The organism is Ruegeria sp. (assembly GCF_965199275.1).
Lineage (GTDB): Bacteria > Pseudomonadota > Alphaproteobacteria > Rhodobacterales > Rhodobacteraceae > Ruegeria.
The window spans coordinates 19909-44396 of sequence record NZ_CBDAQX010000027.1; the positions used below are offsets into that span (position 1 = coordinate 19909).

Sequence of the window (24488 nt, forward strand, 5' to 3'; positions counted from 1 at the left end):
CAATTTTGACCCCCTAAGCGGGGAAATCGGCGTCCAAATTTGACCCCTCCCTATGGTTGTAGACATCCTTTTCATTGAGCAGTCGATGGAGAGGCAAGCGGGATGATTTGCGTGGAAACTATTAGAAAAGTGCGTCGCTTACACCTGATCGAAAAAAAGAGCATCAAGGAAATTTGCCGTTCGCTCAATTTGAGCCGTGCAACGGTTCGAAAGATAATCCGATCGGGAGTGACGGAGTTCAAATATGAGCGCAAATCGCAGCCATACCCGGTGCTCGGGCCTTGGCGCGCGCGTCTGGATGAAACGCTTGAGGAGAACGAGGCGCTTCCGAAGAAACACCGCAAGCGGATGACCAAAATCTGGAAGGAACTCTCCGATGATGGTTTTGGCGGCGGGTATGACAGTGTTCGACGCTACACAAAGAATTGGCGCATTGCGCACGGCCGACAACAGGCGCAGGCGTTCATCCCGCTGATCTTTGATCCTGGGGAGGCGTACCAGTTCGACTGGAGTGTGGAGACGGTTTTGATGGACGGTGCACTCACGACCGTGAAGGTTGCCCATTTCAAACTTTGCCATAGCCGCATGCCATTCTCCATTGCCTATCCGCGCGAGACGCAGGAGATGGTCTTTGATGCCCACGACGAGGCCTTCAAATTCTTTGGTGGAGGCTGCATCAACGGGATCTACGATAACATGACGACCGCCGTCGATGCGATCCTGTCGGGCAAGGAAAGAAAGTTCAACAAGGCATTCTCCCGGATGTGTTCTCATCATCTGGTGAACCCGATCGCCTGTACGCGCGCGGCCGGTTGGGAGAAGGGTCAGGTTGAGAATCTGGTCAAGGAGAGCCGCGCCTATAGTTTTACACCGCGTCTGGAGGTGGCCGACTTCGATGAATTGAATGCCCGGCTGCAAAAAGACGCGATCAAACGCGCAAAAGAACTGCGGCATCCGGAAAACCTGGAGGTGACGGTCTGGGAGGAGTTCCAGCAGGAAAAGCCGCTGCTGACGCATCTGCAGAAGCCCTTCGTCGGGTTCCGTGAAAAGACGGTCGCCGTGAGCCGAACCTGCCTGATCAACTTCGAAAGAAACAAATACAGCGTTGAGGCAAGAGCTGTTGGACGTCAGGTCCAGTTGCAGGTCTACGCCACGCGGATTGTCCTGCGCCAAGACGGTGAGATTGTCGGAGAGCACGAACGGTGCTTCGGCCGAGGAAAAACGATCTTCAACCCTTGGCACTATGTGCCCGTCCTCAAGCGCAAGCCTGGCGCTCTGCGCAATGGAGCACCGTTCCGTGACTGGGACCTACCACCGGCAATGACGCAGATCTGGACCCATCTGCGGGGCACATCCGACGGAGACCGGCAACTTGCCGATATTCTTTTCGCTGCTTACCAGCACGACATTGATGTGGTCGAGGCTGCCTGCGAAGAAGCTCTAAAATCTGGCCTGCGCAAGGCCGATGCGATCCTGAACATTGTCTCTCGGCGCACCAATCCCCCGCCGCCAAAGGCGATTGAGCCGCCTGCCCACCTGCAGCTGAAAATGGCACCGATCGCGGATTGCGCTCGCTATGACAGGCTTGGAGGCTCCCATGCAACTGCGTAAGGAAATTCTCGAACTTGCCCGTCAACTGAAGTTGCCAGGCATCGTCAACTGCTTTGACGAAGTGATGCAGGCCGCAGCCAAAAACAACTGGCGGCCCCAACAGGTCGTGGCCGAACTCCTCACGGCCGAACTGGCCGAAAAGACTGCGCGCTCGATCCGGTATCAGATGGGTGCCGCAAAGTTCCCGGTCTGCAAGTCCTTACCTGAGTTCGACTTCACGGTCAGCCCCGTCAACGAGGAAGTCGTGCGCAATCTTCATGACGGCGATTTTATGGACCAGGCCAGGAATGGCGTGCTGGTCGGTGGAACCGGATCGGGCAAAACGCATCTCGCAACAGCGATCGGGGGCCACGCGGTCAATAACCGCCGGCGGGTCAGGTTCTTCAGCGCTGTGGATCTCGCGAACAAGCTGGAGGCTGAACATCGCGAAGGCAACGCCGGGCGGCTCAGCGAGCAGCTGATCCGCGTCGACCTCGTGATTATAGACGAACTCGGTTATCTGCCGTTCGCAGAGTCTGGTGGACGATTACTCTTCCATCTCATCAGCAAACTGTACGAGCGAACGTCTATTCTGCTAACAACCAACCTCGCATTTGCTGAATGGCCGAGTGTGTTCACAGATGCCAAAATGACCACTGCTCTCCTGGATCGACTGACACACCATTGCGATATCATCGAAACCGGGAACGAAAGCTGGCGAATTAACCACCGCGACTAACCTCGAAATCGGGGAATAAATTCAAAACAGACAGCAGGTCAAACCTTCAGTCGAGCTACGCTCTCTTTTCGGTTTGACCTGCTGTCCACCCCCTCCTGAATCAACCTAAACACGACCCCCTCAACGCCCCTCTTAGCTCCAAGGGGGGTCAAATTTGGACGCCGATGGGGGGTCATTATTCAATGCCGATTGACAGGTCACCACTTCAGCTATTGCCTCAGGATGATCAAAGCGAGCATCGGTGAAAAAACCATCATTGTGTTTCGGCTCGTTTATTCCGGATTCAAGTATTTGGTTAATTGTCGAGATGCTTTCGTCCAACCGCGCCGGTTGACGCTTCGCAAAGTAGTGAACGGCAGCGTATCGAGACAGAAAACCGATAAAAGCAATGCCATTCGGTCGCAGAACCCGGAACACCTCTGCAAGTGCTCTATCGCGATCTGCGTCTTCAATAAGGTGGTAAATCGGACCTAAACATAGAACAAAATCGAAAGAGTTTTCTTTTAGTTGGGATAAATCCCTTGCGTCTGCTTGGGAGATTTCTGTGAGCGTAACTCCAAGCCGGGATTCTTCCTTCCTCGCTGCCTCGAGATTTGCTTTGGAAAGATCAGACAACGTAACTCTATGGCCAATGGCAGCAAGCTCAAAAGCGTACCTTCCAGGGCCGCCACCAATATCCAAAACATCAGAAGCCGGCAAAATAAACCGGTCTATCCAAACCTTGGTTACGTCATGCTCCAACCAACTTTCATCTAGCCGTGAGATCTCGTCTTGGACGGTTTTGTCATAGAACGTTTGGATGTCGCCTATTGGCATTATTGAACCTCTTTAACAGTCTCATCTGGCCGGTCCAATTCTATTGTAAGTACCACTTGTGGCGCAAAAAATACTTTGGCTCCGAAACTGACGGAGGTTTTTGTCGCTTGAACGCTTTGGACCGTCCATTTGATGCAGAGGGATCGACACTTTCAGTGCAACCCTTTGAGTTTGCGACTACGGCCCTCCAAAACCTCGATTGCATCGCAATCCAGGCGTTGGCGCGTATAATGCGAACATGACAAGAGATATTGAAGCTAATTCGACGAAACAAGCGGCACACTTGCGACTTGATGAGTACGATTCTTGATGTCAGCCACAATGCCGCGATAAGCAGGGCATAAGTCGTAATTATAGAGCGGTTGCAGTTTCGCGATCTGAAGCAGCAATTCGTTCAGAAAGCGACACATGTTCGGATTGAGCCCATTCCTACAGAGTGCTGCACCATAGCCAATAGGCAGCAATATCGTTGACTCTGCGCTCTTGGGTGCCTTATCGCTGACCTCATGGTGAAGTCGTTCTTCGTATCGCAGGACTATTATCCTCAGCTTCGATAGCTGCGGGTAATTTATCATTGGTTTTCCGCTGCCCCTGACAGCGGTCAACATGCAAACGACCTTGTGCCGGGCGGCAAATTCAAAGGTCGCAAAATGAACAACAATAGCAGAAGTCAAAATACGTCGCTAGGCATCGTGGGGTTTGTGTCGAGAACATTCTGAATTGTCCGGTGTAGGTAACATGCCAATTGTCCGCTTCAGTTGATTGCGCGGTGGCCCAATTCGGAGGGAGCCGTAGGCGACCGTAGATTTGGGCCACCGCGTTCGCGCCACGTCGAAGCGGGTCACGCGACTTTGTGTTTGCTATCCTCCTGTGTGATGGGTGATCCGTCAGGCTGGTAGCGGCCAATGCATCTCGGGCCGTGGAAGATGACCAGTTGACCATCGGGGTATTCGTGGACCCTGACCTTCGCCTTGACGAAATGATGACGGTGCCTGTCTGCCGCGATCTGCATGACCAGGCCCTTGTAGCGCACCGTATTGTCGTTGCCGACGACGCGGTCTTCCTGCACACACAGGGTGTCGCGCACATTGCCTGTAAACGGCACGAAGGCCGAGGTCGTATCCTCCGGCTCCTTTGCAAACAGGGCATTGTGTTCGGGAAGATAGACCTCTTTCAGGAACTGATTGGCCTCTTCAATGGTTGTGATCCCATGGGACCGCAGTTCCTGCGGCAATCGGTTCTGGAACGTGCCAAACATGCGTTCAGACCGTCCACGGGCCTGCGGTGAATAGGCCGGGATCAGCTCAATGCCGAGTTGCTGCAAGGCGCGCCCGACCTGGGTCAGATTGTCCTTGTCCACTTTGCCGCCCGCTTCGGGCGTATGCCAGTAATGAGAGCCCCGATCGGCATAGAGCGAGCAAAACAGACCTTGCGCCTCGATCACCTCTGTCAGCCCCTGAAAACTGCTCATCGTCCCTTCTTCCTCGACAAAGAATGCCGAATAAACCCGGTTGGTGGCATCGTCCATGGTGACGATCAGATCCCACCACTGACCCGGAACCCATTCATGGCTGGAGCCGTCCTGATGCAACATCATGCCAACCATCGGACGGCGGGGCCGCTTGCGCCGATGGGCACCTCGTCGGGGTGCTGCCTGAACCCGGCCGTGGCGCTGCAGTGTAAGCCGCACCCAGTTGTAGCTCTGTGTGAAACCATGGTGGGCCACCAGCTTCTCGTGGAAATGCTTCGGCGTGTAATCCCAGTACTTGGTATCAAACAGTTCAAGCATCTCCATGACCTTATCCGTGGCAACACGATTGTTGGCCAGTTTGCCAAGCCGACGGTCGTACAGACCTTCTGCACCATCCGCCTCAAATCGATCCTCCCAACGCCTGACGGTGCGCACGGATACACCCAGTATCTCAGCCGCCTGTTCTTGCGTCAGCTTGTTCGCGCTTCGCCGCGAATACACATCTTCAAACTTCATCAGTCGAACTTCCTGTAACACTTCTGCTCGGTTCATAACGCCTCCTCTCAGAGACAGAATAGAACCGGACAGATCGCATGTTACATACACCGGACATATCGCGTGTTAGCGACAGGCATCGTGGGGTTTGGTGCGTTCGGACAACTTGCAGCACTCCATCTCGGACAGCACTTCGAGATATCGGCCTATGATCCGTCGTCGGACCTTGTCAAGATCGCAAAGCAACTCGGAGTGCGGCTGTCATCCTTGCACTCAGTATCGCAGGCCGATGTGATCCTCATTGCGGCACCAGTGTCCTCCTTCGAGCAAGTTGTCAGAGAGATCGCGGTTGCTTGTAAACCCGGCGCGCTAATTGTCGATGTTGGCTCAGTTAAAGTAATTCCCGCGGAAATCATGCGGCGGCTGCTGCCGAACCATGTAGACATCGTCGCAACCCACCCCTTGTTTGGTCCTCAGAGTGCCGCGACGGGTATTGAGGGTCTAAAGATCGCGGTCTGCCCCATTCAGGGAAACAGGTATACAAGGCTGGCTGCGTTTTTACGCAAAGCGCTCGGTCTGACCGTCATCATGACGACACCAGAAGATCACGACCGAGAAGCAGCAGTTGTCCAGGGACTCACGCACCTCATTGCCAAAGTGCTACTGCGAATGGGACCGCTGCCAACGCGCATGACAACGAAAAGCTTTGACTTGTTATCTGAGGCAATATCCATGGTTCAGCACGATGCGCCAGAAGTATTCGAAGCGATTGAGAAGGCCAATCCTTACGCCGAGACGGTGCGACAACAGTTTTTTGATTTGGCCGCAAGTTTGCGTGTTGAGCTGGAAACAGCATCGAGGACGTTACCGCACAATGAAAACGGAATTTGAAGGAGCGGCATCCAAGGACAAGTTTGTCCGGAGTTTCCACACAGCCTCTCCGTATAGCAGCCTTTAGTCAGATCGGATAGCATGACCGTCCCGAACCTTAATCAACCCTGAGTTTTGACGTTTTCTGCTGGTTAAACGTCCAATAATATCCATCTCAAAACCCGCCTGCGTCCTATGTTTCCGGAGGTTTGGAGGCAAATCAAATGGCGACGCGCGGGTATTGTCTATGTAAAAAAACAAGCTGGGTCTACCGGGGAAATCAAACATGGGCATGCTATTGCCACTGTGATGACTGCCGTCGGAATTGTGCGGCGCCGGTGGTTGCGTGGTTTGGTGTACCGATAGAGAACTTTGAGTGGACTGGTGATAAACCCCGTACTTACGAAAGTTCCAAAGGCGTTTTCAGGCACTTTTGCGGGACTTGTGGGTCACCCATTGGATTTGAAGCCGATCACTATCCGGGTGGTATGCACCTCTATGCTGGATCGCTCGAAAACCCGGAAGATTTCAAACCGACTTTTCACGTTAACAATCAAAGCAGGTTGTCTTGGTTGCAAATGATCGATGATCTCGAAGCGTTTGAAGGCACATTACTGCATACCCCCAACGACCCTGACGGATATCAGTAAATCAGGAAGCCACCCAATTTCCTATCCGGCGGCTTTGTCCGCATAGCAGTCGCTCACAGCGCGTGCGGCGACTGTCTACTTCGGAGTCCACTTTGATCGATGCTGCGCGATCCTCCAATGACAGCAATGCGCAGAAAGCGGACTTTGCAAAGTTGAGCCGACGGCCCTTAAAGTGCCGCGCTGTGATACGCGGCACTTAGTGTTGGGTCACAACAATTCTTACGCCGCTGAGAATGCCCGGACGCTGCCTCGTGGTTCGAACACATGCAGGAACGTATCGGGATGAGGGCGAATGCGGTAGTTGTCCGTCTCGTCTCCGAAGATCACTGTTCCGTCTTCATCCAGCGCTATGACCGTCGCCTTGACTGTATCGGCGGGGTAGCCCGGCATACCAGACGGAGCGCCCCCATATCTTCGATACCCAGTGCTTTGGCTGCGGCCAAATCATTGTCCTGGAGGATTTCGTAGCGCGCTGGCAGGTCCAGTTTTTTGGCGAGCTTCTTTGAGTTTTCGATGCCCTGATTTGAGATGAACTTTACTTGCACGCCTGCCTTAGCCAGTTGATCTGCCTTCGCTTTCACTTCTTTGAGCTGGTTCATGCAAAAGGGGCACCAGTTTGCACGGAGGAACACCAGCAGGGTCTTTTCGCCGACAAAGGACGCAGACGTCGTGGTGGTCTCGTCCAAGCGTTGCAGCCGAAGCTCGGGCAACGCTTTGCCTTTCACGATGGCTGCGCTCGGCTTGCGGCCATAGTTCGAGAAGACGTGGATGTACCATTGCATTGTGATTGCGCCGTACAGCGCCAGACCCACGGCCACGTATTCGCTGGTGGCTGCGAATCCACCGCGCGCACTGACTTGGTAGATCACCCATGCCACTGCGGCCAGGTTGATAATTTGAATGACAGGCAGGTTCTTGGATGTCCGGGAAATTCCCAACGCACCGGCAAGCACCATTAGAAAGAATGGCATGGTGAACGTGGCAAAGAACGTACCGATCCAGATCGGATCGAAGCCTGACAGGTAGAACATTACGGCCGAGCCAACGCCCGAGAGCAGGTTCGACATGATATACGGGAGGATGAGTTTGCCCTTCATTTTCTTGGTCCTTTCGAGGTTTTTATCGAGTTGCAAGCAGCGGCACTTCGGCAAGAGTTTTTTGCGTGGATTGAGTTGAACGGCGCGCGCCTCAATGCGAGGCGCGCGACCAAATCAGGCAGTGGCTGTAGCTGCCAGACTGTCGAGAACAGGGAACAGATCGGCAGGCTCGGGGCGGCGGGTATAGTCAGGGTTCACTTCCGCGTAGGCGATTTTGCCAACCGTATCGACGACGTATCGTGCAGGCATGGGAAGGTTCCACTGGCCGTCTCCGTGGATGCGCGGCAGGTGGACGCCAAAACCGTCGTGAACCGGAATGACGTAGTCTTGCAGCGTCCAGCGAATACCCAGCTTTTCAGCCAATTCGCCGTTTTTGTCCGTGAGGATCGGGAAGCTCAGTTCATTGTCTTTCTGAGACTTCCGGCTGTCCGCCGCGCCTTGCATCGAGATCGCGACCAGGGTTGCGCCACGTGAGCGGATGTCCTCGGCAACGGCCTCAAGGGCTTTCAGCTCGATGTTGCAGTAAGGGCACCAAACACCGCGATAAAAGGTCAGAACGACCGGCCCATTGGCCAACAGATCTTTCAACGCGACATTGTTGCGGTCTGAATCCGTCAGAACGAAGTCGGGCGCCGCGTCACCAGCTTTCAGGGCGCGTTCAGCTTGACCGCTGTCAATCAACTCTTGGGTCGAACGGGCAAAAGCTTCAAAGGCGCCTTCAGGGGCCATTGTTTTGAACTGTGATTTGAAGTCGTCTAGTTGGTTCTGGAGGGTCATGTTGTGGTCCACTTCGTAGGTTGCGTTCTCTGGCTGGCTTAGGGGTTTTCCTGCCGCCTGTTTCAATACTTGGTCAGTTGATAGTGAGGTGGTAGCCGCCCGGTTTGTGTAACGGTTATCCATAAAATGAATGAATGGGACCGTGCTTTGCTTGTTCGGCGTACTCTGTCGGCACAAAAAACACCGCGCCAAAAGCGCGGCGTTTTCGTGCTCGCCTGACTACAGGCAGTTGGAAACTACGGGACACTGGTTTTAGTCTGAACTATTCCGCCACCGCGTCGGCTTTAGGATTCCACGCCATCGGTTCGAAAGCTCTGTCGAGCGGTGGGTTCACGACGTGGGTCGTGTAGTTCGACAAAACCTTGAGGGCGGTTCCGGCGATGACGTCCAGAACGGTCTGCTTTGAATAGCCGGCCTCGATCAGTGCATTGACCTGCGTATCGCTGGCCCATCCGCGTGTCTCGTTGATGATCTCAGCGAAGCTGCGCAGCGCCTCGAGCTTTGGGTCCGATATTGGCGTGCCCGCGCGCAGCGCCTCGATAACACTGTCATCTACTCCGGCCATCTTCGACACGGCTGTGTGCGCGGCCATGCAATAGGTGCAGCCATTCAGGCGATTGTTTGTAATCAGAATGATCTCGCGTTCGGTTGGCGTCAGATCAGTCTTCTCGAAAATACCCATCATGGTCATGTAGCTTTCGACCAGAACAGGGGATTCCGCCATTGTCGCCATCAGGTTCGGAACAAAGCCCATTTTGCCCTTGATCGCTGAGAGGATGGGCTTGGACCCTTCAGGGGCAGTGTCGACGGTATGCTGGGAATAGGTCGTCATGTGATGTTCCTTCAGAGAATGTGATTAGAGAGGAAGAAAGCGGAAACCGGAGCCTTTGCGCTCCACGCGGCCTAGGCCGGGCTTGGTGACATGAGCGGCGCCCATGATCAGACCATCGGTGGCGATCATGTCGAGCATTGAGATCCGCGTAGCCACGGCCTGCTCACCATCTACGTCCATAGCCCACCCGAAGTTCGGATTGGCAAAATGAACGTCTTCGTGGACCGTGAGGTCACCAACAACAATGAACTGTTCGCGACCACCATCAAGGACGATAGCAGTATGGCCAGGGGTGTTACCCGGCGCGGGCAGAACACTCACGCCGTCACCCAAGTCGGCCGATCCACTATGGAGGGAAACATTGCTTTCGATGACATTCGAAAGCGATTGAACATTCTTTACCATAGGCCGCATCGGTTCCGGTGCGCCGGTTGCAAAACCGCTCGCATTCCAGAAGTTCCATTCAGCAGCCGCGATGTGGATCTGAGCGTTTGGAAACGCCATCCGATCACCGATGGCAAGACCACCAACGTGATCTGGGTGCATATGCGTGATCACGATGTCGGTTACATCTTCGGCAAAGACACCAACTGAGCCGAGCTCGTCGGGAAGCTCGCCCACTGTCGGGAAGGATTTGGTGATGAAGTCGCTGGTGCCAGCGCCCGCGTCGAACAAGATGGTACGGTCCCCAACCCGATATGCGTAGGTGTTGGCGGCGATCCGGGCGGGATCGCCAATCTGCGCTTTCACGCTTTCAGGCGTTCCCAGAAACATGCTTGCAGGCATGTCGAAGTGACCATCGGACAGGGCATAGATCTGCTTTTCACCCACATTGATGCGAGTTGCTGCAATGGCTCGCGACGCAAATGCAAGCGCCGTTCCGGCCAGCGAAGTGGTAAGAAAACGCCGTCTGCTCATTGGTGAGTTTGCCATGTCACATGGTCCTTTTCGAAAAACCTTCTTAGCCACAGTTTCCGAATGTGACCTTCCGGGTGAGCTTGCTGTTGCGTTCAAATGTTACTCATAAGAAAGTCGGACGGTAGCCTGCCAAAAAGCCTAACAGTTATTCGAAAAGCAAATGTCTGATAACTTCTCGACTCTCCGTTTGTTCGCACGTGTTGCCCGCACCGGTAGCTTTACCGCTGCGGGCAAAGAAACTGGCAAGTCCCAGCCGTCGGTTTCCCGCATCATTTCCAATCTTGAGAAAGACCTTGGGGTTCAGCTCTTTGTACGCTCCACCCATGCCGTTCGACTGACGGAAGCCGGGGAAGGATATTTGACTCGCATTGAGCCGATCCTTTCGGACATTGAGGAGGCCAATCATTTCGTTAGGGGCACTGGTGAGCTGCGTGGTCGTTTACGAGTTGGGGCAGCAGCGAGTTTTGCGCAACGGGAAATCATACCTGTTCTGCCTCCGTTTTTGGAGCAACACCCCCAGCTGAAGGTTGATCTTGTTCTGACAGACTCGATGCAGGACTTGATTGATGAGGCTATCGACGTCGCCATCCGGTTTGGACCGCTAGGTGACTCGACGATGGTTGCCCGCAAGCTGGGCTCGACGCCCAGAGTTGTGGTTGCATCCCCTTCTTATTTAAAAAAAGCCGGCACTCCGAAACAGCCCGCCGATTTGGTGGATCACCAAGTCATCCTCGGTCCATCTAGCATCCGAAAGGCCGGTTGGAGTTTTGAGAAGGCCGGTAAGGTTCAGTCCATTCGTGTCGAAAGCCAGTTGATGATTTCCGTCAACGAAAGCACGACGACTGCGGCGGTGGCCGGTTTGGGTGTTGTAAGCACCTCCTACTGGAGTTGCAGGAATGAGTTGGAAGCAGGGACTCTCGTCCAATTGTTGCCTGATTGGAAAATCGGAAACGTTGAGGTGAACGCATTGCTGGCGGGTGGTCGTCACACGAAGCCTTCAGCTCGCGCATTCACAAGGCACTTACAGGAGGCCTTAGTAAAGAGAACAGGTTCTTGAGTAGTGATCGTCGAATGCCAGGTTTTGCGAAAGCTGAAATTGTAAAGCCTTGTTTTGAACGTCCGGTTTGGGCTGCCTCCAGCCAATCATGCAAACCGCAGAGTACGGCGGCACAGAGCCCATACTAGCCATTTTCTGCATTCTGACGAACGTCCGTTTTAGCGAGGCGATAATGGCGTCGAACTGCGCCTAGCGTTGCAGGCGCGATGCAAGCAGCCGAAAGAAGGGCAATGGTCGAGAAGCCAAACGCTTCGAAGACCACTTTGAAGACCGTCGTACCTACGAACATCGCGGCATAGGTCACCGCGCTATAGAGACCGAGAATAGTCGCGCGTTGCCCGGGAGATAGCGCCGTCAATTGGCCGACAAGGATGTTCAATCCAAGATGGTTTGCGGCACCCCACGCGATACAGAACACAATGAGTGCCATTCCGAACGGTGCCAGCGCGGAAAGCCCGATATATGCGAAAAGTAATGTTGCGAATACGATGGGAGCGGATTTCGTTGCTCCATACCGGTCGATTAAGCGATCAAGGGGTGCGACAATGCCGAAGCCAACACCATATGAGAGGGCAGCAAGACCAGCGATGCCGGTTCTAATCCCCAAGGCTTGCGTAAGATGTGTGCCCAGATAGGCATAGAGCCCGTAGAAGGCCGCCATGTAGCAGGCTACAGAAAGTAGTATCGGAGGAAGGCCTGTTATTCGTATAGCCTCAAGCGGCAAAGTGGCTTCGCCGTTCGGTTGCGTTTCCGTAACCTCAGACCGCCTAAGTGCGACCAGCAAAATCAGACCGGTCCCACCAAGGATTACAAATACGATGCGCCAGTGCAGAAATTCAGTGAGAATGGCCGATAGGCTGACACCTGCAACGAGACTTAGCGTCCAGCCCGTTAGAACCTTGCCAAGTGTTTCGCTTTCGCGTCCCTTTGGGGCGATTTCGGCCGCCAACCCATAGATTGCAGGCAATGCGAGGCCCGCTGCCAATCCGGCCAATGCTTGGCCCACAATTAGTACCAAAAGCGCGGTTGCCGATGCGCAGATCGCCATCGCAAAGCACAACCCCACGAGCGCAAGGAACAAAGCGCGTCGCAGCCCGATCTGATCTGCCTTCGGTGCAAGCGTCAGCGCGCTGATGGCCGTTGCCGCTCCATAGACAGCCGAGGCAAACATGACGTCTGTCGCGGAACTGCGCGGCAAGGAGGCCGCAACATCCGTTGCGATTGGACTGAGAACCAAGGAGTTTGATCCGACAATACTTATACCAAGCATCAGAAGCCAAACTGGGTTCATCCTGCACCTCCTTTGAGGTCAAGCCAGTAGATCAATTCGTTCTGATTTGATACTGCATTCTGAAAAATACGGGAAAAATCGAATGAGGTTCTGTATATGCCCAAGGATAGATATGGCTTGGATGAGATCGACCGAAACCTGTTAAGCCTCCTGACGAAGGATGCTGAACAGAGTTACAGCGATTTGGGTAAAGCGGTTGGCCTGTCTGCGCCTGCTGTCCATGAACGTGTCAATCGGCATTGAATAATGACCCCCCATCGGCGTCCAAATTTGACCCCCCTTGGAGCTAAGAGGGGCGTTGAGGGGGTCGTGTTTCCTGACTTCCGACATTTTTTCGTATAAGTCATTGATATTATTATGCCTTGGTTGCCAAAAGGCACTACACGGACTTTTTTCGCCAGCGATTGTTTCGGAGTGTTGAGGGAGCTCAGGCTTTGGTCTGGCCAGTTTTTCGGGTGCGCCCGGGGGGTATCTTGAAAGGGGCTTCGTTCCAGGTCAGGCCGACGCAGGTGAGGATGCGTCTGGCATCGACCGTGGCATGGCTTGGCATGCCGTAGCGGTCAGGGGTGCCTTTGTGGCGCAGGATCGAGAGCTGCAATGCGTTCAACTCGTTGCGGATACGAGCCGGGCTCATCGGGTGTCCGAGCAGGTCCAGATGCTTGCGCAGGTGCTGCAGGCAGCAGAAGGCCATGTAGCAGATGGCGATATGGGCCCGGACCCGACGCGGCGACCAGTGATAGATGGGCCGGATTTTCAGATCGTGCTTGTTGGTGCGGAAGCAGGCTTCGATCTCCCACAACTGGTGATAGCGGGCAATGACGTCCTGTGCCTCCAGTTCGTCCGCACCATGAACAACAATGGCATGCAGCCCGTCCCATTGTGCCGCTGCCTTGATCTTTGCATCATCCAGCGTGACGTCCCCGCTGTCGGGGAAGGCCAGGAAGCGGCCATATCCCCGGCTGCTGAAGCTGCCGGGTTTGCGAGAGCGCTTGAGCTTCTTGTGCAGCTTTTCGATTGCCTTGTCGCGCTTGTGGGCATCATTGCGTGCCCGGGTGGGTGACCAGGTCACAATGACCCGCGCTCCCTCCTGGTCGATCACCTTGTACCAGCCCTTCTCGGTTGCCTCTTCAGAACCGTGTCCAGCCCAAGGCTGGCGTCCCTCCGGGCTCAAAATGTTCGCCTTCACGGCGGCCGGGGCGGACTTCATGCGATAGCCGAGGATGTAGGGCAGACCCTTGTTCTGCAACATCTGCTGGTTGTCCTTGCTGAGCATGGCGGCATCGGCCACGAACGTGACCCTGGCCACGTCGAAGCGTCCCTCCAACGCCTTCAGCGCAGCTTCCAGCGTATGACCTTCCCAGGTGTTTCCCGGGAAGAGTTCATAGCCCACAGGCAGCCCATCGGAGGTGACGATCAGCGCCAGCATGACCTGAGCGCGGTGATGCTTGCCATCCTTGCTGAAGCCCTTGGCCAGAAGATGATCCTGCTCGACCCCGTCCGCATCCTCGGCCGGGTCCTCGCGCTCGGTGTCAAAGGCCAGGGTCGTGCAATCGTAGAACAGCACGGTCACTGGCCCGCCCAGCAACTTCTCTGCCGCCGCGTGAGAGGTTTTGCAAATCCCGTCTATCACCGGCGTATTGATGTAATCCATGCTCCGATAGACCACGTCCAGATTGAGCGTGATGCCTGCCTGGTTCTCCAACGCCTCCACGGTCGCGCGCTTGCTCTCGGGCTGTGCGATCCGCGCCATAACCAGCTCTTTCACAATGCGATTGGCACTTTTACGCGCCGCCCCCAGAAGGGCCCCCCAACCCAGTTGGTCATACATCGTCCCCATGACATCCCGCAGACCCAGAGAGACCCGCGCCTCCTCACGGCACTCGGCAAGATCAACGCCAAGCTTGTCCGGCCGCGGAGCGCGGCGCACCAGCGCCTGCAGATCGGCATATTCCGTGGGCGTGAACAGTTCCATTTGCGGCGAGCGATCAATGCGTAATTGCTCCATCAAGCGGCCCGCCAGACGCTTGATATCCTCAATCTCGCTGTCGTTATGGGCCACACCCACATGGCGCAGGATCTTCTGGCGTACCTTGGAGCCGGTGCGGACGGATTCAACGATCTGGATCCGTGTGCGGTTGAGCTTTGCGTCATGTTTGGTGCGGATGAACATGGGCGAAGAGGTTAGCCATCTGAAGGCCCATGTCAATACTTTTTATAATAATGGGGCACTACAACGCGCCTCTGAGCAACCACACCTGAAAACAAACCAAAAACCCAGTCAGATCAACAAAAAGGTCGGAAGTCAGGCGACAATACTTATACCAAGCATCAGAAGCCAAACTGGGTTCATCCTGCACCTCCTTTGAGGTCAAGCCAGTAGATCAATTCGTTCTGATTTGATACTGCATTCTGAAAAATACGGGAAAAATCGAATGAGGTTCTGTATATGCCCAAGGATAGATATGGCTTGGATGAGATCGACCGAAACCTGTTAAGCCTCCTGACGAAGGATGCTGAACAGAGTTACAGCGATTTGGGTAAAGCGGTTGGCCTGTCTGCGCCTGCTGTCCATGAACGTGTCAATCGGCATTGAATAATGACCCCCCATCGGCGTCCAAATTTGACCCCCCTTGGAGCTAAGAGGGGCGTTGAGGGGGTCGTGTTTAGGTTGATTCAGGAGGGGGTGGACAGCAGGTCAAACCGAAAAGAGAGCGTAGCTCGACTGAAGGTTTGACCTGCTGTCTGTTTTGAATTTATTCCCCGATTTCGAGGTTAGTCGCGGTGGTTAATTCGCCAGCTTTCGTTCCCGGTTTCGATGATATCGCAATGGTGTGTCAGTCGATCCAGGAGAGCAGTGGTCATTTTGGCATCTGTGAACACACTCGGCCATTCAGCAAATGCGAGGTTGGTTGTTAGCAGAATAGACGTTCGCTCGTACAGTTTGCTGATGAGATGGAAGAGTAATCGTCCACCAGACTCTGCGAACGGCAGATAACCGAGTTCGTCTATAATCACGAGGTCGACGCGGATCAGCTGCTCGCTGAGCCGCCCGGCGTTGCCTTCGCGATGTTCAGCCTCCAGCTTGTTCGCGAGATCCACAGCGCTGAAGAACCTGACCCGCCGGCGGTTATTGACCGCGTGGCCCCCGATCGCTGTTGCGAGATGCGTTTTGCCCGATCCGGTTCCACCGACCAGCACGCCATTCCTGGCCTGGTCCATAAAATCGCCGTCATGAAGATTGCGCACGACTTCCTCGTTGACGGGGCTGACCGTGAAGTCGAACTCAGGTAAGGACTTGCAGACCGGGAACTTTGCGGCACCCATCTGATACCGGATCGAGCGCGCAGTCTTTTCGGCCAGTTCGGCCGTGAGGAGTTCGGCCACGACCTGTTGGGGCCGCCAGTTGTTTTTGGCTGCGGCCTGCATCACTTCGTCAAAGCAGTTGACGATGCCTGGCAACTTCAGTTGACGGGCAAGTTCGAGAATTTCCTTACGCAGTTGCATGGGAGCCTCCAAGCCTGTCATAGCGAGCGCAATCCGCGATCGGTGCCATTTTCAGCTGCAGGTGGGCAGGCGGCTCAATCGCCTTTGGCGGCGGGGGATTGGTGCGCCGAGAGACAATGTTCAGGATCGCATCGGCCTTGCGCAGGCCAGATTTTAGAGCTTCTTCGCAGGCAGCCTCGACCACATCAATGTCGTGCTGGTAAGCAGCGAAAAGAATATCGGCAAGTTGCCGGTCTCCGTCGGATGTGCCCCGCAGATGGGTCCAGATCTGCGTCATTGCCGGTGGTAGGTCCCAGTCACGGAACGGTGCTCCATTGCGCAGAGCGCCAGGCTTGCGCTTGAGGACGGGCACATAGTGCCAAGGGTTGAAGATCGTTTTTCCTCGGCCGAAGCACCGTTCGTGCTCTCCGACAATCTCACCGTCTTGGCGCAGGACAATCCGCGTGGCGTAGACCTGCAACTGGACCTGACGTCCAACAGCTCTTGCCTCAACGCTGTATTTGTTTCTTTCGAAGTTGATCAGGCAGGTTCGGCTCACGGCGACCGTCTTTTCACGGAACCCGACGAAGGGCTTCTGCAGATACGTCAGCAGCGGCTTTTCCTGCTGGAACTCCTCCCAGACCGTCACCTCCAGGTTTTCCGGATGCCGCAGTTCTTTTGCGCGTTTGATCGCGTCTTTTTGCAGCCGGGCATTCAATTCATCGAAGTCGGCCACCTCCAGACGCGGTGTAAAACTATAGGCGCGGCTCTCCTTGACCAGATTCTCAACCTGACCCTTCTCCCAACCGGCCGCGCGCGTACAGGCGATCGGGTTCACCAGATGATGAGAACACATCCGGGAGAATGCCTTGTTGAACTTTCTTTCCTTGCCCGACAGGATCGCATCGACGGCGGTCGTCATGTTATCGTAGATCCCGTTGATGCAGCCTCCACCAAAGAATTTGAAGGCCTCGTCGTGGGCATCAAAGACCATCTCCTGCGTCTCGCGCGGATAGGCAATGGAGAATGGCATGCGGCTATGGCAAAGTTTGAAATGGGCAACCTTCACGGTCGTGAGTGCACCGTCCATCAAAACCGTCTCCACACTCCAGTCGAACTGGTACGCCTCCCCAGGATCAAAGATCAGCGGGATGAACGCCTGCGCCTGTTGTCGGCCGTGCGCAATGCGCCAATTCTTTGTGTAGCGTCGAACACTGTCATACCCGCCGCCAAAACCATCATCGGAGAGTTCCTTCCAGATTTTGGTCATCCGCTTGCGGTGTTTCTTCGGAAGCGCCTCGTTCTCCTCAAGCGTTTCATCCAGACGCGCGCGCCAAGGCCCGAGCACCGGGTATGGCTGCGATTTGCGCTCATATTTGAACTCCGTCACTCCCGATCGGATTATCTTTCGAACCGTTGCACGGCTCAAATTGAGCGAACGGCAAATTTCCTTGATGCTCTTTTTTTCGATCAGGTGTAAGCGACGCACTTTTCTAATAGTTTCCACGCAAATCATCCCGCTTGCCTCTCCATCGACTGCTCAATGAAAAGGATGTCTACAACCATAGGGAGGGGTCAAATTTGGACGCCGATTTCCCCGCTTAGGGGGTCAAAATTGCACGCTTTTCTACAACTACGGTCCTTTGGAGTGAAAATGTGGATGGCCGCAAAGTCCGCTAAGCCGGAATTGCAAAGTCTTGGATTGAAGGTCCGCTTCGGGCTGCGATCAGCTAATTGTGTAAGACGCATCCAGCAGAGTCATGGTTCGCAAAACTACATTCCATCACTGGGTAAACCCGACACCGACTGACAGCTATTTTTCATCCAAGTATTTTATCACAAGCCTCTTGTTCTTCTCGTTGTGCATTTCCCAATAACGCTTGGTGATCTGACTTGTGATATGGCCGGGAGATCCAGCGCCGATATTTTGTCCATTCACTTTGGTCACTGGCATGATCCCTCCGGCGGTTGAAGATATAAACACCTCGTCTGCACCCAGGAGTTGGTCTTGGGGTATGTCGACGGCTGAGCAGTCGATATCCAAGTTCGTGCATATGTCGAAGACCGTCTGACGAGTGACCCCGAGAAGCACACCGAGCTTTGGTGTTAGGACTCTTCTGTCGATGACGGCAAAAATATTAAACCCGGGCCCTTCCGACACGTTTCCATTTGTATCGACAAGGATCGCCGTGTCGGCGCCTCGGTCGTAAGCCTCATAGAGGCCTCTCACCAGATCCAACCAGTGATAGTTCTTCACAGTTGGATCGACTGAATTAGGTGGAATGCGGACCAAGGATGATATTGCTGCATGTAGCCCAAGCTTCATCTGCTCTGGATTAGCCACCGATCCAAACGGGATTGCGAAGGCGATGAACTGGTTGACGGCATCACGCGGATCCCGGCTGAATGTTGGAGACATGCCGCGTGTGCAAATAAACTCGACGTACGAGTTCTTTAGTCCGGATAGCGCGACGCAATTGTGCAGTATCTCGGTAACCTGGTCTCGGTCATACTCAATTGACATATGCAGCTTTTCCAAACCTGCAAAGAACCGATCAAGGTGATTTTCGAGTCGAAAGAAGGCTCCGTTCCAAACATGGACGACATCATACGTCGCGTCGGAATGAAGTAGCCCATAGTCCAGCACCGAAATCTTGGCTTCCGAAATCGGCAAATACTGTCCGTCCATGAAAGCCACGCCAGGAGGATATGTTTTAGGGTCAGAGTAATGCTCGGAGAGATTGGGTAAAACAGTCATGAATAGAAGCTAACGGAGTGAGGACAGAAATCGCAATGTCCGTTTTGGGCTGCGAGCGCTGAAGCCTCTATCTGCAATGGAAAGCCCTCAAACTGGGCTATAGAGCAATTTAGGTTGACAATTCATCTGTGAAATCGCCGGATTTCATGGGCAACAATCTTGGAGGTGGTGAACGCTCGCCGCTCCGGTCTGCGGCTGACACCAAATTAGGAGATACGCTATTTCTATCGACAGTTTTGCGGAAACCGAGATTGGAACACACCTCGCCGACGCTGCACGTCGTTGCCGCATGGTTTTCTTTACTGGATTACCGGCATCTGGAAAGTCATTTCTGTTGCGCCAGCAAATATCCATTTCGGTCTCCTTGGGACGTCGCGTACATATCATGCGGTGGGATACAGGACTCGCGGCGTTTCAGACCGAAGACATACTCGCAAAGTATCCAGATGTTTCAGATGGAACTCATCCGTTGATCCGCAAGGCAGCCGGATTGTGGGGCCGGAGAGCCCTGGCGCGATGGCTGACAGAGACTACCGATCCCACAGACATGATTGTCGGTGAAGTCCCTATCATCGGAAACAGGTTTTCCGAGTTTGTCCAGGCGCAGCCGGATCAGGTTGAACCAGCCTTAGCATCCGAGGAAACCACATTCATCTATCCTGTTCCTACAAAGAACTTGCGTGCCAATCTCGAAGCTATTCGAAGATCTACATTTACGAACCCCAGACATCCTGATGAGGCCAGGGACGCGCCACCATCCACAATGGATCTGGCTTGGCGTTTGACGTGTGCCAAGGCGGCAGAATTGGGCTTGATCTCAGAAGCGGATGGTCATTCTCCGTACAAGGAGATGATTTACGTGCGGTTTTTTGAGCACCTACTGCAACACCGAAACGCCATCAGAATTGGGGTTGATACGATTTTTTCAAATGCCGGGTCAGCCCATGATCTAGGGGCGAGCATTTTGGAACTTATTGCAAGCCCGGACGAAGTACGGCGTGTCATCGCGGAGGTAGAGGCTGCTTTTACAGTCGACGAAGCTACCCGAGACGTTGAAAACTGGTATCGGGTGTAGCCTCGTGCAAAAATTCGCTCTTTGGCATCTTTAAAACTGCAAAGTCTAATTTTGCATGTCTGCTTCGGGTTCTCGCTGCCGGAAAAACAGGGCGCAGAGAACCGCGTAATTGAGGCCGCGCCGGTAGGACAAAAGTGTTAATGTCGGCGTCAGCCAGACAATCCTGCCGCTCGTAGCCCATCCACAAGACGTTCGAAATCATCTGGTCGCCGCCACATAGACCGAAACCCGCGGGCAAGGCTGTCGACCGTCTTATCCTCAACCACAATACCTCGACTTGTGAACTCATCGTGACGTTCGGTGACGAATTCTCGCAATGCGCCAGTGGCGTCTCGCTCTCGTTCGAGCTGCGCGTAAGACGCTGCGACAAAGGCAGTGGCCAACGAGTTAAGCCGCGCTGCTCCCATCAGAAAACCAAGCACTGCTTCATAGTTACCGTTGAAAAATTCGACTTGCCCCATAATCCAGTCGATGGCAGGCGGATTTAGCGGGTCCAGCGCCATAGCTTCCGAAACTACGTCGCGCGCCTTTTGTTGCTGGCCGAGCAGTAGGAAAGCATAGCCGCACCAAGCCATCGACTCCGCCTCGCTTTCTATCATGGAAAGTGTCTTGTTGAATTGCGCTTCGGCTTCATCCCACAGCCCGGCGCAGAGATAAGCAAAACCAAGCTGGTCCTGAATGTAGACGTCCCGGTTATCCAGTGCCACGCCCTTTCGGGCGATATTCAACGTGTGGGTGGGTGCGTCAGCATCCGCCAGACCCAGCCACAAATCTATGACATATGTATCTGAAAGATACATGTAAGATCGCGCGATACTGGGATCCAGCGCGACCGCTCGTTCCAACAACGCTCTCGCCTTGGCCGTATCTCGTGCGTTCAAGCCGTCGCGTAGTGCCTTGCCCTTGAGCATCAGCTCATAGGCCTTCATCTGATCCGTTGGTTTCTGTGTTGAACGGTCGACGACATCGTGCTGGACCCTGCCTGGCAACACTGCGACGATATTTCGGGCCACCTCGTCTTGTACCGCGAGAACATCTTCCAGTTCGTGGTCGTATCGATCCGACCAGAGTTGAGTGCCCGTTCGGGCGTCAGCGAGTTGCACCGAGATTCTGACGCGACTGCCGGCCTTCCGCACGCTGCCTTCAACGAGATATTCTGCGCCGAGAGTCTCCGCGATTTTGGCCGGATCTGTGTCCAGTGTCCGGAACCTGAAAGACGCATTTCTGGAAACAACCTTAAGCGTCCGAAAACGCGATAAGCCCACAATAATGTCTTCCGCAATCCCGTCGCTAAAGAAGGCCTGCACGGGGTCATCGCTCATGTTTTGTAGTGGCAAGACCGCAATAGTGGCTTTTCCTGATGTTTCAGGCCGAGGCGGTTCAGCGCATATTGCGCTTGACCCGCCAATGCGCCAGGCACGTACCGGTTCGGCAACGTTCTTTATTGTGTGCTGACCAGCATCCTCCCAGGCGACCGGTATACGGTTCCCGACCACACGATAAACAGCGTCCGAAACCAACACACCGCCGGGCGGGGCAAGCTGCTCCAACCTCGACGCAAGGTTCACACCGGACCCAAAAACGTCTCCGTCGCGCATGATGATGTCGCCAAGAGTGACGCCGATGCGAAAGCGAAGCGGGTCGGAGCCCACCACTGGCGAATTTTGCCATTCAACCGCGCAAGAAACGGCATCAACAGCGCTGTCGAAGCTTACGAGCAGACCGTCACCCATCTGTTTGACAATGCGGCCGTGATGACGACCGACAAGCGGAACAATGGTTTCGTCAATGTGCGCTGAAAGGATTTCGAGCGTGCCTTTCTCGTCCCGCTCCATCCGGGCGGTAAAGCCGACTAGGTCGGCTATCAGGATGGCCGCTAGCTTTCGCTCCACGTGTTGTACTCCTATCTGTTTCATACTGATCGCTACGTGTTTAGACCATGCGAAAGTGAACAGGGGTGGTGTCTGATCTTGTCCGAAGTCTGTTTCAGCTTTGGAAAGCGCTGCGATACGTCTGCTTTAACAGCTCAGTGGGCAAACGGCCTTTTTTGTCCTCATCTTGCGAAAAATCATCGCCGCTCTGGGTTGTTGCTATCCGTTCGAGTCGAACGCCAATAACAGTTATATCAAGTGAGCAGGCGTCCATCTGAAAAGGCTTTTTTCATATTCGGTAATTGAACTGGAAAGCCACTTCTGAAACACCTTTGCCGCTGGACGAACTGCTCCAGGCAGCGTGACGAGGTGATATCCGATCTGCGGGATTGGATCATCGAAAAGCGCCACGAGATCTCCAGACTTCAATTCGTCAGAGATGAATGCCGGAACCGTTGCCCCGATACCATCACCTTGGCGGATTCCATCAAGCAGCATGTTGCCCGGCAAGCGAACAACTCTCCTATCTGCACCAGGTGGCACTCCAACCTTTTCCAACCACAGGTCAAATTCGACCGAAGCCTGTTCCTGAAGAAGAGTAAAGTCGAGCAACTCAATTGGGTCTTTGAGTACCCGTTCCCCAATCAATTCTTTTGCAGCAACCACTGTCAGACAGCCAGGTAGCAACATTTGCGACACCAGCCCCGACCAGCGCCCGGTGCCGTATCGAATGGCTATGTCAATGCCGCCTGGCTTGAGGTCGACAGCCTGAATTGTTGAGTCGATCCGAAGCTCAATATCCGGGAACTCCTGAACAAACGCCGATAGGCGCGGCATGAGGAATGCGCTTGAAAACATCGGTGTCGCACTGACCACCAGCGGGCGAACCGCCTCTGCACTTGATATGCTCTCAGTCAGGGACGCCATTGAGGCGAATGCTTCGTGTAGGCCCGCCACTAAGAATTCTCCCTGCGCGGTCAGAGCGATACCGTGTCGCGTCCGAGTAACAAGCTGGGTTCCCAGATGCTGCTCCAGACCACGGATTTGTTGGCTGACCGCGGAATGGGTCACGTTCAGCGCCGCTGCTGCGCGGGTCAAGTTTTTAAACTCTGCGGCGGCGGCAAAAGCTCTGAGAGAAGTCAGTGAGGGAAACGTGTGCCAATCCATGAGTCAGAAAATCTAACAATACAAAAAAATTTACAACTACGCGATTTCTCGATTCTTACGCATGTTGACTGAAACACCAATAACCAGAACAGGAGGAAACCATGGCAACGCTTGCGGTACTCGGATTGGGCAGCATGGGTTCGGCGTTGGCGCATTACCTGCTCAATGCAGGTTACAGCGTCTGCGTCTGGAATCGGACGCCTAAAAAGACAAAATCGTTTGCAAATGCAGGTGCAGTTATTTGCGCATCGCCGGAAGATGCTGTTGCAGCGTCGGATTTCGTCATCGTCTGTATCAAAAGTCACAAGGAAACTGTCGATTTGATCAGCGGTCTAAGAGTATCTTTGAAGGGGAAAACAATCTGCGACATGAGCACCGGCGACACGTCCGATGCCGATTCACTGGTCTCATTTCTCAGCGAAAAAAACGCAGACTACATGTTGGGCATGATCAATGCCTACCCTTCGGGCATCGGTGGCAGCGACACCACCATCCTCACCGTAGGCAGTGACGGAACCTGGGATCGCTACGGCGAAGTAATAAGATCTCTGGGGGGAAAGTCGGAGCAAGTCGGTGAGAAACCCGCAGCTCTTGCAGCACTTTTTGCTGGTCTCTTCACTGTCCGGCAAGGTTTCATGTTCGGGATGATATACGGTGCACAGGTTTGCCAGAAAGCTGGTGTTCCTATGCAGGTCTATGTCGATCAACTTCCTGCCACGATCAAGCTGGTAAATGACTACCAAGATCTCTTTGTCCGTACCGTTCCAACCGAGGACTATGACGACGCTGAAGCCTCGTTAAAAGTCTACGCATTGGCCCAGGAGGACGCTCTAAAGACCTGCAAATCTCTGAATGCTCCGGCTGACTTCATCCGATTGATGCATGACCGCACAAAAGCCGCGTGGGAGGGTGGATACGGAGACAAACAATTGACCTCTTTGGTCAAGCACATGACGGATGCCTGCTGAAATCGAAAGCTTACTGTCAAAATAGCCGTTCGACTTTACCAACAATCGGCTGCAAAGTTGCGTACATGGGATTGCGAAGTTGCGTCGCCAATGTCCGGTTTGGGCTGGAAGCGGCCATCCGAAAACCTTCCCCGGCAATACGGCGATGGCGCTAAACAAGCAAAGAATGAGACCCGAAGATATGGAACCTCGAATTAAGAAAGTTGAAGGTTAATACGCCCAGAGTTTTGGGCCAAAATGCAAATCTTTGGGCGAAATGCAAAGCTATGGGCGCACCTACAGTTTTGTAGGTGCGCTCATAACGCTGCATTACCGACATTGATTTCGTTAAAGAAAATCTTGGAGCTTTGCCCAAAAATCTGCGCGGTACTTGCGCATAACTTTGCAAGATTTGCCCATAAGTTTGCGCGTTTCAAAGTACGCCCTCAATTTAAAATAGTTCCTGTACGGATCCTACAACTTTAAAGTACCGCCCTTCAATCATAAGTGCGCTTTGATTGGCAGTCTTCAACCTCTGACCGATCAAAGTAGTTCACTCGCACGCTGGCGATAGACCGCAAACG

The 24488-nt window shown here is 54.1% G+C and carries 23 protein-coding genes and 1 pseudogene; 10 read left to right on the forward strand and 14 right to left on the reverse strand.

The annotated features are described in order from the left end of the window. Positions 1-102: 102 nt before the first annotated feature. Entirely contained in the window at positions 103-1611 is a 1509-nt protein-coding gene (gene istA, locus ACOERD_RS27070) for an IS21 family transposase (RefSeq protein ID WP_419737605.1), read from the forward strand. Further along, positions 1598-2329: an IS21-like element helper ATPase IstB gene (gene istB / locus ACOERD_RS27075; protein ID WP_419737606.1), complete on the forward strand. Its 732-nt coding sequence runs from the start codon at positions 1598-1600 to the stop codon at positions 2327-2329. Before istA (ACOERD_RS27070) ends, istB (ACOERD_RS27075) begins: the two co-directional genes overlap by 14 nt. Before the next feature lie 132 nt (positions 2330-2461). Here istB (ACOERD_RS27075) and ACOERD_RS27080 read toward each other — a convergent pair whose 3' ends face one another. Together ACOERD_RS27080 and ACOERD_RS27085 are read right to left on the reverse strand one after the other, a co-directional pair. Further along, positions 2462-3145: a class I SAM-dependent methyltransferase gene (locus tag ACOERD_RS27080; RefSeq protein WP_419741070.1), complete on the reverse strand. Its 684-nt coding sequence runs from the start codon at positions 3143-3145 to the stop codon at positions 2462-2464. 841 nt (positions 3146-3986) lie between these two features. Continuing rightward, the gene (locus tag ACOERD_RS27085) at positions 3987-5168 is read right to left on the reverse strand and encodes an ISNCY family transposase (protein WP_419737631.1); all 1182 of its coding nucleotides are present in this window, start codon (positions 5166-5168) and stop codon (positions 3987-3989) included. Between the two features lie 27 nt (positions 5169-5195). Between ACOERD_RS27085 and ACOERD_RS27090 the strand changes: the two are divergent. Both ACOERD_RS27090 and ACOERD_RS27095 read left to right on the forward strand, forming a co-directional pair. After that, positions 5196-6002, forward strand: a pseudogene (locus ACOERD_RS27090) (prephenate dehydrogenase/arogenate dehydrogenase family protein); the annotation flags it as partial. 203 nt (positions 6003-6205) lie between these two features. After that, positions 6206-6631 carry a GFA family protein gene (locus ACOERD_RS27095; RefSeq protein WP_419741071.1) on the forward strand — a complete coding sequence of 142 codons (426 nt, stop codon included), beginning with the start codon at positions 6206-6208 and terminating at the stop codon, positions 6629-6631. A 219-nt stretch (positions 6632-6850) separates the two neighbouring features. Here ACOERD_RS27095 and ACOERD_RS27100 read toward each other — a convergent pair whose 3' ends face one another. The 5 genes from ACOERD_RS27100 to ACOERD_RS27120 all read right to left on the reverse strand — a co-directional run bounded on the left by ACOERD_RS27100 (position 6851) and on the right by ACOERD_RS27120 (position 10270). Beyond that, complete coding sequence (locus ACOERD_RS27100; protein ID WP_419741072.1) at positions 6851-7021, reverse strand: hypothetical protein; 171 nt, start codon at positions 7019-7021, stop codon at positions 6851-6853. Continuing rightward, positions 6979-7728, reverse strand: coding sequence for a peroxiredoxin family protein (locus tag ACOERD_RS27105; protein WP_419741073.1), 750 nt, complete (start codon positions 7726-7728; stop codon positions 6979-6981). The genes ACOERD_RS27100 and ACOERD_RS27105 overlap by 43 nt, the downstream gene beginning before the upstream one ends. A gap of 114 nt (positions 7729-7842) precedes the next feature. Beyond that, positions 7843-8505 carry a peroxiredoxin-like family protein gene (locus ACOERD_RS27110; protein ID WP_419741074.1) on the reverse strand — a complete coding sequence of 221 codons (663 nt, stop codon included), beginning with the start codon at positions 8503-8505 and terminating at the stop codon, positions 7843-7845. A 262-nt stretch (positions 8506-8767) separates the two neighbouring features. Beyond that, positions 8768-9337, reverse strand: coding sequence for a carboxymuconolactone decarboxylase family protein (locus ACOERD_RS27115; RefSeq protein ID WP_419741075.1), 570 nt, complete (start codon positions 9335-9337; stop codon positions 8768-8770). Between the two features lie 24 nt (positions 9338-9361). Next, on the reverse strand, positions 9362-10270 hold the full coding sequence (locus ACOERD_RS27120; RefSeq protein ID WP_419741076.1) for an MBL fold metallo-hydrolase: 909 nt from the start codon (positions 10268-10270) through the stop codon (positions 9362-9364). A gap of 145 nt (positions 10271-10415) precedes the next feature. On the opposite strand from ACOERD_RS27120, the gene ACOERD_RS27125 reads away from it, so the two are divergent. Next, positions 10416-11312, forward strand: coding sequence for a LysR family transcriptional regulator (locus tag ACOERD_RS27125; protein ID WP_419741077.1), 897 nt, complete (start codon positions 10416-10418; stop codon positions 11310-11312). A gap of 124 nt (positions 11313-11436) precedes the next feature. Here ACOERD_RS27125 and ACOERD_RS27130 read toward each other — a convergent pair whose 3' ends face one another. Further along, positions 11437-12603: an MFS transporter gene (locus ACOERD_RS27130; RefSeq protein WP_419741078.1), complete on the reverse strand. Its 1167-nt coding sequence runs from the start codon at positions 12601-12603 to the stop codon at positions 11437-11439. A 96-nt stretch (positions 12604-12699) separates the two neighbouring features. Between ACOERD_RS27130 and ACOERD_RS27135 the strand changes: the two genes are divergently transcribed. Next, on the forward strand, positions 12700-12846 hold the full coding sequence (locus ACOERD_RS27135) for an Lrp/AsnC family transcriptional regulator (RefSeq protein WP_419741079.1): 147 nt from the start codon (positions 12700-12702) through the stop codon (positions 12844-12846). Positions 12847-13030: 184 nt separating this feature from the next. On the opposite strand, the gene ACOERD_RS27140 is transcribed toward ACOERD_RS27135, so the two are convergent. Beyond that, a complete protein-coding gene (locus ACOERD_RS27140) occupies positions 13031-14773 on the reverse strand; it encodes an IS1634 family transposase (RefSeq protein WP_419737624.1) in 1743 nt (580 codons plus the stop codon). Here ACOERD_RS27140 and ACOERD_RS27145 point away from each other — a divergent pair. Together ACOERD_RS27145 and ACOERD_RS27150 are read left to right on the forward strand one after the other, a co-directional pair. Then, positions 14766-14969, forward strand: coding sequence for a hypothetical protein (locus tag ACOERD_RS27145; RefSeq protein WP_419741080.1), 204 nt, complete (start codon positions 14766-14768; stop codon positions 14967-14969). The genes ACOERD_RS27140 and ACOERD_RS27145 overlap by 8 nt on opposite strands. Before the next feature lie 80 nt (positions 14970-15049). Next, a complete protein-coding gene (locus ACOERD_RS27150) occupies positions 15050-15196 on the forward strand; it encodes an Lrp/AsnC family transcriptional regulator (protein ID WP_419741079.1) in 147 nt (48 codons plus the stop codon). A gap of 179 nt (positions 15197-15375) precedes the next feature. Here the strand turns inward: ACOERD_RS27150 and istB (ACOERD_RS27155) are convergent, their stop codons facing one another. From istB (ACOERD_RS27155) to ACOERD_RS27165, 3 genes are all read right to left on the reverse strand, one after another. Further along, on the reverse strand, positions 15376-16107 hold the full coding sequence (gene istB, locus ACOERD_RS27155; RefSeq protein ID WP_419737606.1) for an IS21-like element helper ATPase IstB: 732 nt from the start codon (positions 16105-16107) through the stop codon (positions 15376-15378). Further along, positions 16094-17602: an IS21 family transposase gene (gene istA / locus ACOERD_RS27160; RefSeq protein WP_419741081.1), complete on the reverse strand. Its 1509-nt coding sequence runs from the start codon at positions 17600-17602 to the stop codon at positions 16094-16096. Before istA (ACOERD_RS27160) ends, istB (ACOERD_RS27155) begins: the two co-directional genes overlap by 14 nt. Positions 17603-17899: 297 nt before the next feature. Continuing rightward, positions 17900-18844, reverse strand: a complete 945-nt coding sequence (locus ACOERD_RS27165; protein WP_419741082.1) for an aminotransferase class IV — start codon at positions 18842-18844, stop codon at positions 17900-17902. Between the two features lie 334 nt (positions 18845-19178). On the opposite strand from ACOERD_RS27165, the gene ACOERD_RS27170 reads away from it, so the two are divergent. After that, positions 19179-19919: a hypothetical protein gene (locus ACOERD_RS27170; RefSeq protein WP_419741083.1), complete on the forward strand. Its 741-nt coding sequence runs from the start codon at positions 19179-19181 to the stop codon at positions 19917-19919. A gap of 149 nt (positions 19920-20068) precedes the next feature. Here the strand turns inward: ACOERD_RS27170 and ACOERD_RS27175 are convergent, their stop codons facing one another. Both ACOERD_RS27175 and ACOERD_RS27180 read right to left on the reverse strand, forming a co-directional pair. Continuing rightward, the gene (locus tag ACOERD_RS27175; RefSeq protein WP_419741084.1) at positions 20069-21835 is read right to left on the reverse strand and encodes an adenylate/guanylate cyclase domain-containing protein; all 1767 of its coding nucleotides are present in this window, start codon (positions 21833-21835) and stop codon (positions 20069-20071) included. 204 nt (positions 21836-22039) lie between these two features. Next, the gene (locus tag ACOERD_RS27180) at positions 22040-22957 is read right to left on the reverse strand and encodes a LysR family transcriptional regulator (protein ID WP_419741085.1); all 918 of its coding nucleotides are present in this window, start codon (positions 22955-22957) and stop codon (positions 22040-22042) included. Positions 22958-23058: 101 nt separating this feature from the next. On the opposite strand from ACOERD_RS27180, the gene ACOERD_RS27185 reads away from it, so the two are divergent. Beyond that, positions 23059-23925, forward strand: a complete 867-nt coding sequence (locus ACOERD_RS27185; RefSeq protein WP_419741086.1) for an NAD(P)-dependent oxidoreductase — start codon at positions 23059-23061, stop codon at positions 23923-23925. The last annotated feature ends 563 nt before the right edge of the window (positions 23926-24488 follow it).

Bases quoted from the DNA above. Each gene is read 5' to 3' on its own strand.
- ACOERD_RS27145 (WP_419741080.1), top strand. From the start codon at position 14,766: ATGAACATGGGCGAAGAGGTTAGCCATCTGAAGGCCCATGTCAATACT.
- istA (WP_419737605.1), top strand. From the start codon at position 103: ATGATTTGCGTGGAAACTATTAGAAAAGTGCGTCGCTTACACCTGATC.
- ACOERD_RS27140 (WP_419737624.1), bottom strand. From the start codon at position 14,773: ATGTTCATCCGCACCAAACATGACGCAAAGCTCAACCGCACACGGATC.
- ACOERD_RS27180 (WP_419741085.1), bottom strand. From the start codon at position 22,957: ATGGATTGGCACACGTTTCCCTCACTGACTTCTCTCAGAGCTTTTGCC.
- ACOERD_RS27150 (WP_419741079.1), top strand. From the start codon at position 15,050: ATGCCCAAGGATAGATATGGCTTGGATGAGATCGACCGAAACCTGTTA.
- ACOERD_RS27175 (WP_419741084.1), bottom strand. From the start codon at position 21,835: ATGAAACAGATAGGAGTACAACACGTGGAGCGAAAGCTAGCGGCCATC.
- ACOERD_RS27130 (WP_419741078.1), bottom strand. From the start codon at position 12,603: ATGAACCCAGTTTGGCTTCTGATGCTTGGTATAAGTATTGTCGGATCA.
- ACOERD_RS27100 (WP_419741072.1), bottom strand. From the start codon at position 7,021: ATGCCGGGCTACCCCGCCGATACAGTCAAGGCGACGGTCATAGCGCTG.
- ACOERD_RS27125 (WP_419741077.1), top strand. From the start codon at position 10,416: ATGTCTGATAACTTCTCGACTCTCCGTTTGTTCGCACGTGTTGCCCGC.
- istB (WP_419737606.1), top strand. From the start codon at position 1,598: ATGCAACTGCGTAAGGAAATTCTCGAACTTGCCCGTCAACTGAAGTTG.
- ACOERD_RS27185 (WP_419741086.1), top strand. From the start codon at position 23,059: ATGGCAACGCTTGCGGTACTCGGATTGGGCAGCATGGGTTCGGCGTTG.
- istA (WP_419741081.1), bottom strand. From the start codon at position 17,602: ATGATTTGCGTGGAAACTATTAGAAAAGTGCGTCGCTTACACCTGATC.
- ACOERD_RS27080 (WP_419741070.1), bottom strand. From the start codon at position 3,145: ATGCCAATAGGCGACATCCAAACGTTCTATGACAAAACCGTCCAAGAC.
- ACOERD_RS27115 (WP_419741075.1), bottom strand. From the start codon at position 9,337: ATGACGACCTATTCCCAGCATACCGTCGACACTGCCCCTGAAGGGTCC.
- ACOERD_RS27110 (WP_419741074.1), bottom strand. From the start codon at position 8,505: ATGACCCTCCAGAACCAACTAGACGACTTCAAATCACAGTTCAAAACA.
- ACOERD_RS27120 (WP_419741076.1), bottom strand. From the start codon at position 10,270: ATGGCAAACTCACCAATGAGCAGACGGCGTTTTCTTACCACTTCGCTG.
- ACOERD_RS27095 (WP_419741071.1), top strand. From the start codon at position 6,206: ATGGCGACGCGCGGGTATTGTCTATGTAAAAAAACAAGCTGGGTCTAC.
- ACOERD_RS27165 (WP_419741082.1), bottom strand. From the start codon at position 18,844: ATGACTGTTTTACCCAATCTCTCCGAGCATTACTCTGACCCTAAAACA.
- ACOERD_RS27135 (WP_419741079.1), top strand. From the start codon at position 12,700: ATGCCCAAGGATAGATATGGCTTGGATGAGATCGACCGAAACCTGTTA.
- istB (WP_419737606.1), bottom strand. From the start codon at position 16,107: ATGCAACTGCGTAAGGAAATTCTCGAACTTGCCCGTCAACTGAAGTTG.
- ACOERD_RS27085 (WP_419737631.1), bottom strand. From the start codon at position 5,168: ATGAACCGAGCAGAAGTGTTACAGGAAGTTCGACTGATGAAGTTTGAA.
- ACOERD_RS27105 (WP_419741073.1), bottom strand. From the start codon at position 7,728: ATGAAGGGCAAACTCATCCTCCCGTATATCATGTCGAACCTGCTCTCG.